The following is a 14,997-nucleotide window of genomic DNA, read 5'->3' on the forward strand; positions in this document are numbered from 1 at the left end:
GCCGACCTCTCCAGCAAGCGGGAGAGGTGAAAACAAGATCAACTCGCCAGAGCGCCCTGCACGGCGGCGATGATTCGCTCCTGGTCGGCTTCGGTCAAATAGGCATGCATCGGCAGGCTGATGACGTCCTGCGACAGGTTCTCGCAACCTGGCAATCCGCCCTCGGCGACCGGATATTGCTTGTAGGCGGTCTGCTGATGCATCGACTTGCCGTAATAGATCGCGGTCGGCACGCCCTGGGCTTTCAGCGCGGCGGCAAAGCCGTCGCGGTCGGTCCCCTTGGGAAGGCGAATGGTGTACTGCGCCCAGACCGAGGTGTTGCCGGGCGCAAGGCGCGGCACGGTGACGACATTGGACAGGCCGCGCGCATAGCGCTCGGCGACCTTGTTGCGGGCGGCGATCTCGTCGTCAAAGATCTTCAGCTTCTCGATCAGGACCGCGGCCTGCATGGTGTCGAGCCGGCCGGTGAGGCCGAGACGGACATTGTCGTATTTGTCGACGCCCTGCCCGTGCACGCGGATGCTGCGCAAGGTGGCAGCGAGTTCGTCGTCATCGGTGAAGATCGCGCCACCGTCGCCGAAGCAGCCGAGCGGCTTTGCCGGGAAGAAGCTGGTTGCAGTGGCGTGCCCGAGCGTTCCGAGCTTGCGGCCCTTGTAGCTTGCGCCAAAGCCTTGCGCGGCGTCGTCGAGCACGAACAGGCCTTCGGCCCTGGCGATCTCGGCAATGGCATCGTGATCGGCGGGCTGGCCGAACAAATCGACCGGAATCACCGCGACCGGCTTGAGACCAGCCTTGCGGGCGGTGGCGATGCCCCGCTTGAGCGATTCAGGGCTCATGTTGAAGGTGGTCTCGTCGACGTCGACGTAAACCGGCGTCGCGCCGGTCCGCGCCACCGGCGAGGCCGTTGCGATGAAGGTGAAGGACGGACACAGCACGGCATCGCCGGGCCCGACATTCCTGGCCATCATCACCATCAGGATCGCATCGGTGCCGCTGGCGCAGCCGATCACATGCTTGGCGCCAGCGTAGGCCGCGAGCTGCTTCTCGAGCTCGAAGACTTCAGGGCCGTTGACGAACTGGCAATGGTCCATCACGCGCTTGACGGCGGCATCGAGCGAGGCGCCGAGCCGGCGGCGCTGCGAGGCGACGTCGATGAAGGGAATGGGTTCGGAACGCAGATGCTGGTTCATGACGCCTTGTGACGTTTGAGCGGTCGACATGGAAAGGAATCAGCCGGCGACGCGGCGCGGCGCCTTGCGCGCGGGTGACGTCGCCGCAGGACGCGAGGGCGTCTCCAGGCACTGCGTGGCGATCTCGAGGCTGGCGACGCCCTCGTCGCCGGTCACCGCCGGCGTCTCGCCGTTGCGCACCGCCTTGAGGAACGCGATCAGCTCGGCGCGCAGCGGCTCGTCATGGCCGACCGGCAGATGCCGCATCGAATAGCTGCCATCAGGCTTGAAGCCGAAGCATTCGGTGACCTGGCGCGTCAAGAGATCGCCCATCACGTATTTGCCGCGCGTTGCGACTGTGACGCTGCGCGCCTTGAACGGCGTCAGCCAATTGGTGTTGATGTGGGCGAGCACGCCGCTCTCGGTGCGGAACTGCAGCAGCGCGATGTCCTCGCGCTCGGCGACCGCGCTCGACAATTGCGGCTGCACCTCGACGATGTCGGATTCGGTGAACCAGCGGATCAGATCGATGTCGTGCACGGCAAGGTCGATGACGACGCCGACATTGGACATGCGCGGCGGGAACGGGCCGACGCGGGTGATCGCGATGGAGAGAATGTCCTCGCCCGCGATCGCCTGCTTGACTGCAGCGACCGCCGGATTGAAGCGCTCGACATGGCCGACCATCAGCGTGACGCCGGCCTTCTGTGCCGCGGCGACGATTTCGCGGCCCTCTTCCACCGTGGATGCGATCGGCTTCTCGACGAGAACGTGGATGTTCTTGGCGATGCAGGCGAGCGCGATCTCGTGATGCAGATGGGTCGGCGCCGCGATGGTGACGGCATCGACGCCGGCGCTGAACAGCTGGTCGAGCGTCTCGAAGCTTTCGCAATTGGCGAGTTCGGTTGCCCGCGCGCGATGCGCCGGCGAGGGATCGACGACGCCGACGAGGCTGACGCCGGGCAGGCCGCTGAGCACGCGCGCGTGGTTGCTGCCCATCACGCCGGCACCGATGACACCGACGCGCAAGCCGGCCTTTGCCGGTGCAGACCCTTTGGAACTCATGTGAGCAAACCCCGATTCAACGCAAATCCCCGGGCCGCTTCTAGCACGGGCGCCACATTTGTGGCGAATGCCGGCCTGACGGTCCGGACACGATTTGATTCAAAAAGTTACACGTTCCCCGGGCCTTAGGCCGAAAAAGATACCGCTTCTCGGCCCGGGTCGCGTGATTCGGAGTTGCTGGTTACGACCTTTGATAGTCGTCTTCAATCCGGATGATGTCGTCTTCCCCGAGATAAGAGCCGGTCTGGACCTCGATCAGCTCCAGCTGGATCTTGCCGGGATTCTCCATCCGGTGGACGGCGCCCATCGGGATGTAGATCGACTCGTTCTCGTGCACCGTCTTCACGGTCTCGTTGACGGTGACCTGGGCCGTGCCGCGGACCACGATCCAGTGCTCGGCACGATGGTGGTGCTTCTGCAGCGACAGCCGCCCGCCCGGCTTGACCACGATACGCTTGACCTGGTGGCGCTCGCCATTGTCGACCGACTGATAGCTGCCCCAGGGCCGGTGCACCTTGAGATGCTCCTCGGTGACCTTCGGCGCGACCGCCTTCAGCTTCGTCACCAGGCGCTTCAGCCCGTTGGCATCCTTCTGCCGCGAGACCAGCACCGCATCCGCGGTGGCGACCACGACGAGATCGTCGACGCCTTCGAGCGCGACCAGCGCGGAATCGGTGGTGACGTTGCAATTGCGGGAATCCTCGAACACGGCGGTGCCGTGCGCGGCATTGCCCAGCGCGTCCTTCTCCGACAGCTCCCACACCGCGTGCCAGGAGCCGACGTCGGACCAGCCGCATGACACCGGCACGACGGCGGCGCGCGAGGTCTTCTCCATCACCGCATAGTCGATCGAGATCGCTTTCGCCGCGCCGAACGCCTCGGGCTCCAGCGTGACGAAGCCGAGATCGCGGCCGGCATTGTTGACCGCATTGGTGATCGCCTCGACGCTTGCCGCATCGACCCTGCGATATTCGTCGAGCAGCACGCTCGCCGGGAACATGAAGTTGCCGCTGTTCCAGAAATAGCCCGAATTGACGTAGTCGGAGGCCTTCACCGCATCCGGCTTCTCGACGAAGCGTGTAACCGCATGCACCTCGCCCGAGATCACCTCGCCCGGATTGATGTAGCCGTATTCGGTCGCCGGCCGCTCCGGCTTGACGCCGAAGGTGACGATGCGCCCGGCATTTGCGGCGGTGAGGCCTTCGCGGCAGGCGGCGACGAAGGCGGCATTATTCTGCACGACGTGATCGGCGGCGAGCGCGAGCACGATGGCCTCATTGACGCGGTTCTGCGCGAACACAGCGCCGGCGGCGATCGCAGGGCCGGAATCGCGCCGCATCGGCTCGAGGATCACGTCCGCCTCGATGCCGATCTCGGCGAGCTGCTCCAGCACCATGAAGCGATAGGACGCGTTGGTGATGACGATCGGCCGGTCGAACAGCGAGGCATCGGACACGCGCAGCAGCGTGTCCTGGAACGTCGAGCGGGTGCCGAACAGCGGCAGGAACTGCTTGGGCCGCACCTCGCGCGAGGCCGGCCATAGCCGCGTGCCGGCACCGCCGCACATGATCAGGGGGATTATGCGTTTGTCCATCGTGATTTCAAACCTTGAAATAGTCGCGATACCAGGTGACGAAATGATGAACCCCATGCTCGATCGGCGTTGACGGTGCAAAGCCGGTGTCGCGCATCAGATCCTCGACATCCGCGAACGTTTCCAGCACATCTCCCGGCTGCATCGGCAGCAATTCTTTGATCGCCGTCCGGCCCAGCTCCCGCTCCAGAAGACCGACGACGTGCATCAGTTCCTCCGGATGATGATTGCCGACATTGTAGAGCTTAAACGGCGCATTTGCGGCAGCCGGATCGTCCGCAGGCACCAGATCGATCAGCTTGGACACGACGCGCGTCACATCGTCGATATAGGTGAAATCGCGGCGCATTTTGCCATGGTTGAAGATCCGGATCGGCTTGCCGGCCATAATGGCGCCCGCGAACAGAAACATGGCCATGTCGGGGCGGCCCCATGGCCCGTAGATGGTGAAGAAGCGCAGCCCCGTGACCGGCAGGCGATAGAGATGGCTGTAGGACTGCGCCATCACCTCGTTCGCCTTCTTGGTCGCGGCGTAGAAGCTGACGGGATGGTCGGTGCGGTCTGCAACCGCAAATGGCAGTTTTGTGTTGGCGCCGTAAACGGAGGATGACGAGGCGTAGACCAGATGAATGCAGCCATTGTTGCGGCAGCCCTCCAGCACGTTGAGGAAGCCGACGAGATTGGAATCGGCGTATGTCTGCGGCTGCTCGATCGAGTAGCGCACGCCGGCCTGCGCGGCGAGATGCACGACTTTGGCAAAACGATGTTGCGCAAACAGCGCCGCCATGGTCTCGCGGTCGGCGAGATCGGCCTCGACGAACGAGAAACGGGGCTCGTCCCTGAGCAGAGCAAGGCGCGCCTTCTTCAGCGCCGGATCGTAATAGCTGTTGAGATTGTCGAGCCCGACGACGGCGCGGCCTTCGCCCAGCAGCTGCCGGGCGACGTGGAAGCCGATGAAGCCGGCGGCACCCGTGACCAAAATCGCCTGATCCGTCATCCTGTTCCCTGTGGATCCCTCGCCCGCACCTGTTTAGCCGTCACCTCGGCGGGGTCGCAATAGGCTCCCTGCTCCTTCGCGAGGCCTCGTCATGGCGTCCTTAACGACGCATCCTGAACGACGCGTCCTTACGACGGCTCTTGCAAGATCGGCGCCAAAACCATACCAAAGCGGCCGAATTCGGCGCCTCGCGTCGGGTTGCCTCAAATCCTCGCAAACCCTGTTCATGCGGACGAGATGCGCCGAATCCTGTTGTCGACGGCCAAAATCCTGATCTCCGTGGCGCTGCTCTATCTGGCGCTGCGCAAGGTCGACCTGTCCGAGCTGTTTTCCCGCTTCACCGTGACCAGCCTGTTCTGGATCGGTATGGCGATCGCGGTCACGTTCCTGCAGATCTTCGTCGGCGTGCTGCGCTGGCGCGAGATCAGCGCCGTCTGCGGCGCGCCGCTCGAGCTCGGCCGCGCCATGCGCTACAACGTGATCGGCTCGTTCTTCAACCAGACCCTGCCGTCGGCGATCGGCGGCGATGCGGTGCGGCTGTGGCTGGTCGCACGCGCCGGCGCCGGCTGGCGCGCGGCGACCTACTCGATCTTCGTCGACCGCGCCATCGGCCTCATCGCGCTCGCGATCGTGATCGTCGCGAGCCTGCCCTGGAGCTACACCCTCATCACCGATCCGCACGGGCGCTCGGCGCTGCTGCTCATCGACCTCCTGGCGCTCACCGCCGGCGTCGGCTTCCTGATCTTCGGCGCGCTGAAATGGCGCTGGCTGAAGACCTGGTGGGCAACGCACCACATTCACGCCTGCGCCGTCATCGCCAATCGCGTGATCTTCAGCCGCAACCGCGGTCCCCTCATCGCGATCCTGTCGGTCCTCGTTCACGTGCTCGCCGTCGTCACCGCCTGGTGCGTCGTGCAGTCGATTGCGGCTCCAGTTCGTTTCAGCGACGTCTTTCTGCTCGTGCCGCCGGTGATGCTGATCACGATGATGCCGATCTCGATCGCCGGCTGGGGCGTGCGTGAAGCCACGATGAGCCTTGCGTTCGGCTTTGCGGGGCTTTCCGCCAACGAGGGCGTCAACGTCTCGCTGCTGTTCGGCGCCGTGTTCTTCATCGTCGGGGCCGTCGGCGGTCTGGTCTGGATCCTCAGCGCGGAGAAAGCCGCGCAAGGGTCGACCCCGATCGGAGCGCGGGAGTGAGCTCGGCTGCCGATGCGCTCGCTGGCGCGGCCCTGCTAATTGCCGTTGCCGCCGCCGCGCTGATCTCGGCGCTCGTCACCTGGACCAGCCGGCCCCTGCTGCAGCGCTACGCGCTGGCGCGACCGAATGCGCGGTCCTCGCATCGCATCCCGACCCCGCAGGGCGCGGGCATCGCGGTGATCGCCGCGACGCTGATCGTCGCCTCGCTGTGGGGGGTCTCGGCCAATGTCGCGATCCCGCCGGCGCTGGTCGCTGCCACAATCGTGATCGCCCTGGTCGGCTTCGCCGACGACATCGTGTCGCTGCCCGTGCTGGTGCGGCTGGTGCTGCAGGCCGCCTGCGTCGGCGCGGTGGTGTTCACCGCGCCCGACACCGCGCGCATCGTGCCGACGCTGCCGCTTGCGCTGGAGCGCGGCCTCGTCGTGCTTGCCGGCGTCTGGTTCGTGAACCTCGTCAACTTCATGGACGGGCTCGACCTGATGACGGTGGCGGAGGTCGTGCCGGTCACCGCCGCGCTGCTGCTGCTGGGAATGCTCGGGCATCTCTCATGGCCGGCCGTGCTGGTCGCCACCGCGCTATGCGGCGCCATGCTCGGCTTTGCGCCGTTCAACCGTCCGGTCGCAAAGGTCTTCCTGGGCGATGTCGGCAGCCTGCCGATCGGCCTGCTGCTCGGCTGGTGCCTTTTGGAGCTCGCGTTTCGGGGAGAGCCGGCCGCGGCGCTGCTGCTGCCCGCCTACTATCTTGCAGATTCCACCATCACGCTGTTTCGGCGCATCATCCGGCGCGAGCCGTTCTGGTCGGCGCACCGCACTCACTTTTATCAGCGTGCAACCGACAACGGGTTCACGGTCAAGCGGGTCGTCGGCGAAGCATTCGCGCTCAATCTCGTGCTGGCCCTGCTCGCCGTCGCGACCGTTCGCACCGGCTCGACGGCGATCACGATCCTCGCCTTGCTTGCGGGCGCGGGTGCGGTCGCCCTCCTGCTCTGGCGCTTCTCCCGCCCTCAGGCGTCCTGAGCCGCCAGCGCCTGCCGCAGCCCCTCGTCGAGCGAGACCTGCGGCTGCCAGCCGGTCGCGAGCGCCTTGGAGACGTCGAGCTCGAGCGAGCCGATCAGGCTGTCATGCGTATCCTGCCGGCCCATCACGCTGAGCAGCGTCGCGAGCAGTCTCGGCGGCATTCCGAACAGAACCGGGTTCTTGCCGGACGCAATGGCCAGGCGCCTGATGAATTCGGGCGTCGAGACCTGTTCCCGGTCGGCCACCAGGAAGATCTCGAAATTGCTCGTGGGATCAGGATGGCTGAGCCGGCGCAGGATGAACGACGACAGGTTCTGCACGGCAAGGAAGGCGCGCTGGTTGCGGATCGCCGCAAAGGGCAGCGGCAGCCCCAGGCTCACCGCACGTGTCAGCAGCGCGAAATTGCCCTTGGCCCCGGCGCCATAGACCAGCGGCGGCCGGATCACCGTGATCTTCATGTCGCTGTCGCGCGCCAGCGTCCTCAGGCCCGCCTCGGCCGCGGCCTTGGACATGCCGTAGAGGCCGCGCGGCGTCAGCACGTCGCTTTCGCTGAACGGCGCGCGGCCTTCATTGCTGCGGCCGTGCACGAGAACGGTGCTGATGAAGACGAATTGGCGCACGCCGGCCGCCGCCGCGCAGCGCGCCAGATGCAGCGTGCCGGCGATGTTGACGTTGCGGTAGAGCTGGACCGCGTGCTCCTCGTGCTTGTGGTGCACGCGCGCGGCCAGATGGATGACGGCGTCGACGCCTTCGAGCGCCGCCTGCCAGTCGGTCTCGGGACCGATCGTCTCGATCACGACCTCGCCGTCGACGCCTGCCGGGGCGCGGACCGCACGGCGGACCGACCATCCCGCGCCCTCGAGCGCCGGCACGAGATGACGGCCGACGAAGCCGCTCGCTCCCGTCACCAGCACGACCGGTCTACGTTCGCTCATCGTTGCTCCGACAGGTCCGGGTTACGCAACAATTCGTCGATCAGCGCGGCATAGGCGTTCATCGCGTTGGTCCTGTCGAACCGCGATGCTGCCTTCACCGCCCGCGCCGCGATGGCGCCGTCGTCGGAACGGAACGCGGCGCGGATCGCTTCGGCGAGCAGGTCGGCACGGCCCGGCGGCACCACCCAGCCGAGCCTGCTCTCCACCACCGTCAACGCGGCCTCGGCCTCCGGCTCGGACACCAGCACCACGGGACGGCCGACCGCCAGCAGATTGTAGAACCGGCTCGGCACCGACACGCCCGCAACGTTCTTCCGGTACGGAATGATCCAGAGATCGGCGGAGGCCAGGAACGCGTCGAGCTCGGAATCCTCGACGCGCCCGACAAAGGAGACATTGGCGAGGTTCGCCGCCGCCTGCAACTGCTTCAGCCGCTCGAAACCGATGCCCCAGCCGGACAGCAGGAAGTGAATGTCCGCCTCGTCCTTCAGAAGCCGCGCCGCTTCGAACACGATCTCGGGATCGTGGGTGAAACCGAGATTGCCCGATAGGCCGACGATGAAGCGCGCCGGAATTGCCTTGCGGAACGGATTGTCCGGCGTGACCGGCCGCGGCGCGGGCACGAGCGTGGCCCAGTTCGGGATGAAGCGGATCTTGTTCCGCCTCATCCCCGAATAGCTGAGCAGCGGCCGCTCGGCGTCGCGGCCGATGGTGATGACGGCGTTGAGGGCACGGAACATCAGGCCGTTGGCGGCGCGCATCGTCCGCGTCACGACGGAGCGGGGCTTCAACAGGCCGGCCATCACCAACACGTCGGGAAACAGGTCGTGCATGATCAGCGCCGAGCGCGCGCCCTTCACCCGTGCCGCCGCCGCCACCGCATAGGGCAGCATGAACGGCGCGGTGACCGTGAGCACGACGTCCCCTCGCCTCAGCTCCCGCACCAACGCGAGGAACGTGCGCGCTGCGAACAACAGCTCGGAGGCGGCGCGCCGCACCAGTGCCGCCTTGCCCGCCATCCGGTTCCTGACCATGACGACGCGCGGCTTGCCCGGGCCGGTCTGCGCTGCCGGCAATGCGCCCGGCGAGCCCGAGAGCACGACGACCTCGTGCTCGGCGGCGAGACGGCAGGCGATCTCGGCCATGATCGCCGCCGTCGTGCTCGGGTCAGGCGCGTAGTGCTGGCTCGCGACGACGATCTTGCCAGCGATCTTGTCTTGCGGCTGCATGGTCAGGCCGCGGTCGACCCGAATTCGGGGACGGCGTCCTTGAGAATGGTCCTGATGGTGGCGCGATCGTCGCGCGCGATCGCCTGCTCCAGCGCCGCAATCCATTTGCGCAGCGTCTGCATCGGCGGTTCGTTCGGCTGCGCGGCCATGATTCCGGCGACGCCGATCTCGCGGGTCGGCTCCTCCGAAGCGAACAGGATCTCGTGCAGGCGTTCGCCCGGGCGCATGCCGGTGAACACGATCTCGATGTCGTAGCCGGGCTGCAGTCCCGACAGGCGGATCATGCGTTCTGCGAGATCGACGATCTTCACCGGCTGGCCCATGTTGAGCACGTAGACGGAGACGTCGCCACGCTGCGTTCCGAGGGCATGCGTGGCCGCGGTGATCACGAGATCGCAGGCCTCGCGGATGGTCATGAAGTAGCGGACCATCTCGGGATGCGTAACGGTCACCGGGCCGCCGGCCTCGATCTGGGCCTTGAACTTCGGCACCACCGAGCCGTTCGAGGCCAGCACGTTGCCGAACCGCACCGAGATCAGCCGCATCGGCGGCCTGCCCCCGCGCGCACCGGCGGCGAGGTCGTGATCCAGCGCCTGGCAGTACATCTCCGCGAAGCGCTTGGTCAGGCCGAGCATCGACACCGGCTCGATCGCCTTGTCGGTCGAGATCATCACCATCGCCTCGGCGCCGGCCGCCACCGCGGCATCGGCAACGTTGATCGAGCCGAAGATGTTGGTCTTGACGCCTTCGCTCCAGTCGCGCTCGAGGATCGGAACGTGCTTGAGCGCCGCGGCGTGGAATACGATGTCCGGCTTGAACTCCGCCATCAAGCGCATGATGCGCTCGCGATCGCGAATGTCGGCAATCCGGGCTTCGATCGCGGCCGCCGTCCCGCGGGCGGCGAGCGCTTCGGTGATCGCGTAGAGCGCCGGCTCCGAGTTCTCCACGATCAGGAGCCGCGCGGCGCCGAAGGCCACGACGCGCTCGCAGATCTCCGAGCCGATCGAGCCGCCGCCACCGGTGACGAGCACGGCCTTGCCCCTGATCAGGGCCTCGAGGCGCGCATAGTCGATCTTCTCGCTCGGCCGCAGCAGGAGGTCCTCGACCGCGACCGCCGTGAGCCGCGGCGTGTCGCCGCTCTCCAGCGAGGGCATCCGGTTGACGATGACGCCCAGCTTGCGCGCCCGCATCAGGATCGATTCCGGACGAGCTTCCGGCTCGAACGCCGACGGCGTCATGACGAGGCGCGCGATCGGCTTGTTGCGCTTGGCGAAATCGGCGATGACGTCCTCGACGTCGTCGATACCGCCCAGCACCGGCACGGTGCGGATGAACTGGCCGCGGTCGGAGCTCGACGGCGACAGCACGCCGACCGGCCAGATCCGCTTGATCGCCCCGCTCTCGATTCCGCGCAGCAGCACCTCGGCATCCGCGGCGCGGCCGATCAGCAGGGTCGGCGCAGCATCATCGGTCCTCGCATGGCGGCGCACGCGCGTATAGCGGAAGTAGCGGTAGGCCATGCGTAGCGCGCTGAGGAAGGATATCTCCAGGAACCAGTAGAGGACGATCGTCACCTTGCCGAGGAAAAAGGCGCCGCGGACATTGGGGGCGACGAAGATGTAGTCGAGCACGAGCAGGGCGACCGTCAGCACCGTCGCGACGCGGATGATGTTCAGCGCGTCAGGCAGCGAAATGAAGCGCCATTTCGTCGTGGTCAGGTTGAAGATGAAAAACACCACCACGCTGAAGGCGAGGAAGTAGGGCAGGATCTGGAACAGCAGCGGCAGGCGGTCGAAGAAGCCGTCGCCGCCCTCGAATCGCAGATAGAACGCGGCAAAAAGCGCCGCCGCGGTCGCGAGCAGGTCGTGGAGCGCGATCAGAAAATTGCGCAAGGTGAGATGCGAAAAACGCGTCATCCGCCGACCGATGAAGACCCAGTTAGATACAACCTGACCGCGCTGATAGCCCATCTCGACAAGACTTGCCAGCCGCGCGGCCGCTCAGGGACCGCCTTCGCCCATCTTCGCCTCGGCCTGTTGTGCCCGGATCACCATGCCGCCGGCCACGCCGACGCCGATGACGTACATCCAGCCCTCGTGGAAGTCGAACAAATGCGAGTTGAACAGCGAGGTGAAGACGTTCTGCACCACGACCAGGAGCCCGATCCAAGTGGCAAGCCCGTCGCCCCGGAACAACAGCAGATGCAGGATCCAGATCGCGTACAGGACTGCGACGCCGATCACGCCCCATTGCACGGCGACGTTCAGCGTCTGGTTGTGGGGGTTGCCGATCACTTCGGCGGACGCCTGGTACTGACCGGCGGGCGTCGCGACGCGCTCGAACAATCCGCGCGTGGAGCCGGTGCCGTGCCCTATGATCGGCGCCTCCGCGAAGAAGCCGAGCGATTTCCGCCAGAATTCGAGCCGCAGCCCGAGTGAGGTCGGCTCGCCTCTCTCCATGTAGCGGGCGTAGTCGTCGGAAAACCGCTCGGCGGTATGACGCAAATACGGCGAGGCCTGCCAGGCGAGAATTGCGGCGACGAGCAAGGCGACAGAAATGAGCGCGATACTGCGCCATTTGAGATGAAGCAGTGCAAACACCCCGAACATGATCGGAACGGTGACGAGCGCGGTGCGTGACACCACTACAAACGTCATATTGATGAAGAAGCTCAGCGCCAGCGCCGTCAGCAGCCCGGCGAGCCAATAGCGCTTCTCGCGCAACAGCATCACGATCGGATAGGCAAGCGCGACGGCGCAGAGCGCGAATTCCTGGCTCTGGTCGATGTAGTTCTTGACGAAAATACCGCGCTCCAAGGGGTCCGTCTTGAGCGTGAGGCTCGGATAGAAGGCGACCAGCCAGGACATCACCGACAACAGCGCGCAGGATACCAGGAAGGCGACGAACACCCACCTGCCCCGCGGCGAGCGCTCGAAATGGTAGAGCAGGACCGGCAGCACGAGCAGCTTGACGGTCGGACTGATCGCGTGGAGGCGGACGCCCCAGGCTGCGTCCGACCACAGCGTCCCCAGCAGCGCGAGAGCGAAGAGTGCGATCGGCGCGATGCAGATCGGGCGCTTCAGCGATTGCAGGAACGCGGGAACGTCGAGAAACGGCACCATGCAGAGCAGCATCAGCGCGTTGAAGATGCCGGCAAGCGACGTCGACCAGGGCAGCGAGGCCGCGGTCAGGATCGCAAACAGATCGACGGTCTCGCGCCAGGCAGCGGGGCTGCGAAGACGACGATGCAACATTTCGCTGGTCGATTCCCGTGCGAGCGCCGTCAATTGCTCCCTCCCCGGGCGCGATGCACCAGCGCCGTCGTGCTGAAGCCTTGGAGGATGTCGACCAGCACGACCACCCCGCCCGCGGCCTCGACCACCTCGTGGCCGACGACCTGCTCGCGGGTGTAGTCACCGCCCTTCACCAGCACGCCGGGCTTGATCCTGGTGATGAGGTCGATCGGCGTGTCTTCCGCGAAGATGACGACGAGATCGACGGCCTCAAGCGCTGCGAGCACCTCGGCACGCGCGCGCTCGTCCTGGACCGGACGATCGGCCCCCTTCAGCCGGCGCACCGAGGCGTCGCTGTTGAGTCCCACGATCAGGCGATCGCAGGCGGCGCGCGCGGCGGTCAGCACCTTGACGTGACCGGGATGGAGGATGTCGAAACAGCCATTGGTGAAGCCGACGCGAAGGCCCTGCCTTTTCCATTCGGCGAGCTGCGCGTCGAGCGCGGCCGGATCGAGCACGATCTTCTCCTCGGCCGCGAGCGTCGCATGCGGCAGGATCTTGCGTCGCAGCTCGGCCGCGCTGACGCTGGCGGTGCCATGCTTGCCGACGGCGACGGCGGCGGCGGCATTGGCCATGCGCAGCGCCGTGTCCCAGTCCGCGCCGGCCGCGAGCGAGACCGCAAGCGCTGCGGCGACGGTGTCGCCGGCGCCGGAGACGTCGCGCACCTTTACCGGGACGGCCGGCACGTGAACCGCCCCGCCATTCCGCGGCACCAGCGTCATGCCGCGCTCGCCCTGCGTCACCAGGATCGCCTCGCAATCGGCGAGCCGCATCACGTCCTCGCTGGCCTCGACGATGCTCTGCACCGTTTCGGCGCGGCTGCGGGTCGCTTCCGAAAATTCCTTGCGGTTCGGCGTGAGCAGCGTGGCGCCGCGATAGATCGCCCAGTTCAGGCTCTTGGGATCGACGATCACGGGCTTGCCGAGCTTGCGGGCGGCATCGATGGTGTGGCGGATCACGCGCGCCGTCAGCACGCCCTTGGCGTAGTCGGACAGCAGCACGATGTCGGCGCGCGCGATCTGCGGCAGGATCGCGTCGATCAATTTGGTTTCGACGTCGTCGGACGCAGCCAGCGCCTGCTCCCAATCCGCGCGCAGCATGTGCGTGGAAAAATGCTCGGAGACGAAACGGACTTTTCGCGTGGTCGGCCGCGAGGCGTCGCGCACCAGCACGCTTTCGATGCCGGTTTGATCATCGAGCGCGGCCGCGAGCCGCGCACCGGCATCGTCCTCGCCGATGAGGCCGACGAAGATGCAGCGCGCGCCGAGCGAAGCGACGTTGCGCGCGACGTTGCCGGCGCCGCCGACGTGGGTCTCGCTGCGCTGGGCGGCGATGACGGGCGCCGGCGCCTCCGGCGAGATCCGCGACACCTCGCCGTAGACGAACTCGTCCAGCATGATGTCGCCGATGCACAGCACCGTGCGGCCTGAGATGGCTTGCGCGAGGGCATCGAAATCGAGAATGGGCGTCGGCATGGTCTACAGGGCCTCAGCGAAAGCGGTCGGGCCGGTCGAGATAATCCCCGACATAGGCCTTCACCGCGTTCTCGAGCGTCGTGAAGCCGCCGTTATAGCCGGCGCGGAGCAGACGATCGACCTCGCTCTGGGTGAAATACTGGTAGCTGTCGCGGATCTGCTCGGGCATGTCGATGTATTCGATGTTGGGCCTGGCCCCGAGCGCGGCATAGGCAGCCAGCATGAGGTCCTTGAAGCTGCGCGCCTTGCCGGTGCCGACGTTGAACAGGCCGGACACCGACGGCGTCGCCAGCAGCCAAAGGACGACGCGCACGACGTCGTCGACATAGATGAAATCGCGACGCTGATCGCCGTCCTCGATGCCCTCGCGATGCGACTTGAACAGCTGCACGACGCGACCAGCCCTCACGTCGTCGAAGCGCCGCGCCAGCACGCTCATCATCGAGCCCTTGTGATATTCGTTCGGGCCGAACACGTTGAAGAATTTCAGGCCGGCCCATTGCGGCGGGAGCCGGTCGCAGCGCGCCACTCGTTCGGCAATTGCGAGATCGAACAGGTGTTTGCTCCAGCCGTAGAGATTCATTGGCCGCAATTTCTTCAGCGCCGGCAGCGAGGAATCGTCGTCGAATCCTTCCGTGCCGTCGCCATAGGTCGCCGCCGAGGACGCGTAGATGAACGGCACCGCATTCATCGTGCACCAGTCCAGAAGGCGCATCGACAGGCGGAAATTGGTCTCGATGACGAGGTCGCCGTCGGTCGCTGTGGTTGCGGAAATCGCCCCGAGATGGATCACGGCCTCGAGCTTGCGGCCCTTCAGCCAGTCCATCAGCTCGGCGGGGGGAACGATATCCACAAGCTGCCGCTTGGCGAGGTTGCGCCATTTGCCTTCGGTTCCGAGGAAATCGCAGACCACGACGTCGCTGCGGCCGGCCTCGTTCAGCGCGGCCACGACATTCGATCCGATAAAACCGGCCCCGCCGGTCACCAGCAACATTCCACCTACCTGCCCGATTTTAAGTGCCCGATC

General features: G+C 66.0%; 12 protein-coding genes. 2 read left to right on the forward strand and 10 right to left on the reverse strand.

The window, feature by feature from the left end:
- Positions 1 to 38 precede the first annotated feature (38 nt).
- From AB7M16_RS07805 to AB7M16_RS07820, 4 genes are all read right to left on the reverse strand, one after another.
- Complete coding sequence (locus tag AB7M16_RS07805; protein ID WP_453943553.1) at positions 39 to 1,190, reverse strand: DegT/DnrJ/EryC1/StrS family aminotransferase; 1,152 nt, start codon at positions 1,188 to 1,190, stop codon at positions 39 to 41.
- Between the two features lie 39 nt (positions 1,191 to 1,229).
- Entirely contained in the window at positions 1,230 to 2,234 is a 1,005-nt protein-coding gene (locus tag AB7M16_RS07810) for a Gfo/Idh/MocA family protein (RefSeq protein ID WP_271505252.1), read from the reverse strand.
- A 181-nt stretch (positions 2,235 to 2,415) separates the two neighbouring features.
- Positions 2,416 to 3,828: a mannose-1-phosphate guanylyltransferase/mannose-6-phosphate isomerase gene (locus AB7M16_RS07815; protein ID WP_453943554.1), complete on the reverse strand. Its 1,413-nt coding sequence runs from the start codon at positions 3,826 to 3,828 to the stop codon at positions 2,416 to 2,418.
- A 7-nt stretch (positions 3,829 to 3,835) separates the two neighbouring features.
- On the reverse strand, positions 3,836 to 4,825 hold the full coding sequence (locus AB7M16_RS07820; protein WP_453943555.1) for an SDR family NAD(P)-dependent oxidoreductase: 990 nt from the start codon (positions 4,823 to 4,825) through the stop codon (positions 3,836 to 3,838).
- Positions 4,826 to 5,062: 237 nt separating this feature from the next.
- On the opposite strand from AB7M16_RS07820, the gene AB7M16_RS07825 reads away from it, so the two are divergent.
- Both AB7M16_RS07825 and AB7M16_RS07830 read left to right on the forward strand, forming a co-directional pair.
- Positions 5,063 to 6,022 carry a lysylphosphatidylglycerol synthase transmembrane domain-containing protein gene (locus AB7M16_RS07825; protein WP_453943556.1) on the forward strand — a complete coding sequence of 320 codons (960 nt, stop codon included), beginning with the start codon at positions 5,063 to 5,065 and terminating at the stop codon, positions 6,020 to 6,022.
- A complete protein-coding gene (locus AB7M16_RS07830) occupies positions 6,019 to 7,038 on the forward strand; it encodes an MraY family glycosyltransferase (RefSeq protein ID WP_453943557.1) in 1,020 nt (339 codons plus the stop codon). The genes AB7M16_RS07825 and AB7M16_RS07830 overlap by 4 nt, the downstream gene beginning before the upstream one ends.
- Here the strand turns inward: AB7M16_RS07830 and AB7M16_RS07835 are convergent.
- The 6 genes from AB7M16_RS07835 to rfaD form a co-directional block, all read right to left on the reverse strand.
- Positions 7,026 to 7,973 (reverse strand): NAD-dependent epimerase/dehydratase family protein, encoded by a 948-nt coding sequence (locus tag AB7M16_RS07835; protein ID WP_453943558.1) that lies wholly within the window; start codon positions 7,971 to 7,973, stop codon positions 7,026 to 7,028. The genes AB7M16_RS07830 and AB7M16_RS07835 overlap by 13 nt on opposite strands.
- Positions 7,970 to 9,202 (reverse strand): glycosyltransferase family 4 protein, encoded by a 1,233-nt coding sequence (locus AB7M16_RS07840; RefSeq protein WP_453943559.1) that lies wholly within the window; start codon positions 9,200 to 9,202, stop codon positions 7,970 to 7,972. Before AB7M16_RS07840 ends, AB7M16_RS07835 begins: the two co-directional genes overlap by 4 nt.
- A gap of 2 nt (positions 9,203 to 9,204) precedes the next feature.
- Positions 9,205 to 11,118 (reverse strand): SDR family NAD(P)-dependent oxidoreductase, encoded by a 1,914-nt coding sequence (locus AB7M16_RS07845; RefSeq protein WP_172785299.1) that lies wholly within the window; start codon positions 11,116 to 11,118, stop codon positions 9,205 to 9,207.
- Between the two features lie 84 nt (positions 11,119 to 11,202).
- Positions 11,203 to 12,489, reverse strand: coding sequence for an O-antigen ligase family protein (locus tag AB7M16_RS07850; RefSeq protein WP_453943560.1), 1,287 nt, complete (start codon positions 12,487 to 12,489; stop codon positions 11,203 to 11,205).
- Positions 12,486 to 13,970, reverse strand: a complete 1,485-nt coding sequence (gene rfaE1 / locus AB7M16_RS07855) for a D-glycero-beta-D-manno-heptose-7-phosphate kinase (protein WP_453943561.1) — start codon at positions 13,968 to 13,970, stop codon at positions 12,486 to 12,488. The genes AB7M16_RS07850 and rfaE1 overlap by 4 nt, the downstream gene beginning before the upstream one ends.
- A gap of 13 nt (positions 13,971 to 13,983) precedes the next feature.
- Positions 13,984 to 14,964 carry an ADP-glyceromanno-heptose 6-epimerase gene (gene rfaD, locus AB7M16_RS07860; RefSeq protein WP_212260216.1) on the reverse strand — a complete coding sequence of 327 codons (981 nt, stop codon included), beginning with the start codon at positions 14,962 to 14,964 and terminating at the stop codon, positions 13,984 to 13,986.
- Between the last annotated feature and the right edge of the window lie 33 nt (positions 14,965 to 14,997).

Source organism: Bradyrhizobium sp. USDA 372 (assembly GCF_053629095.1).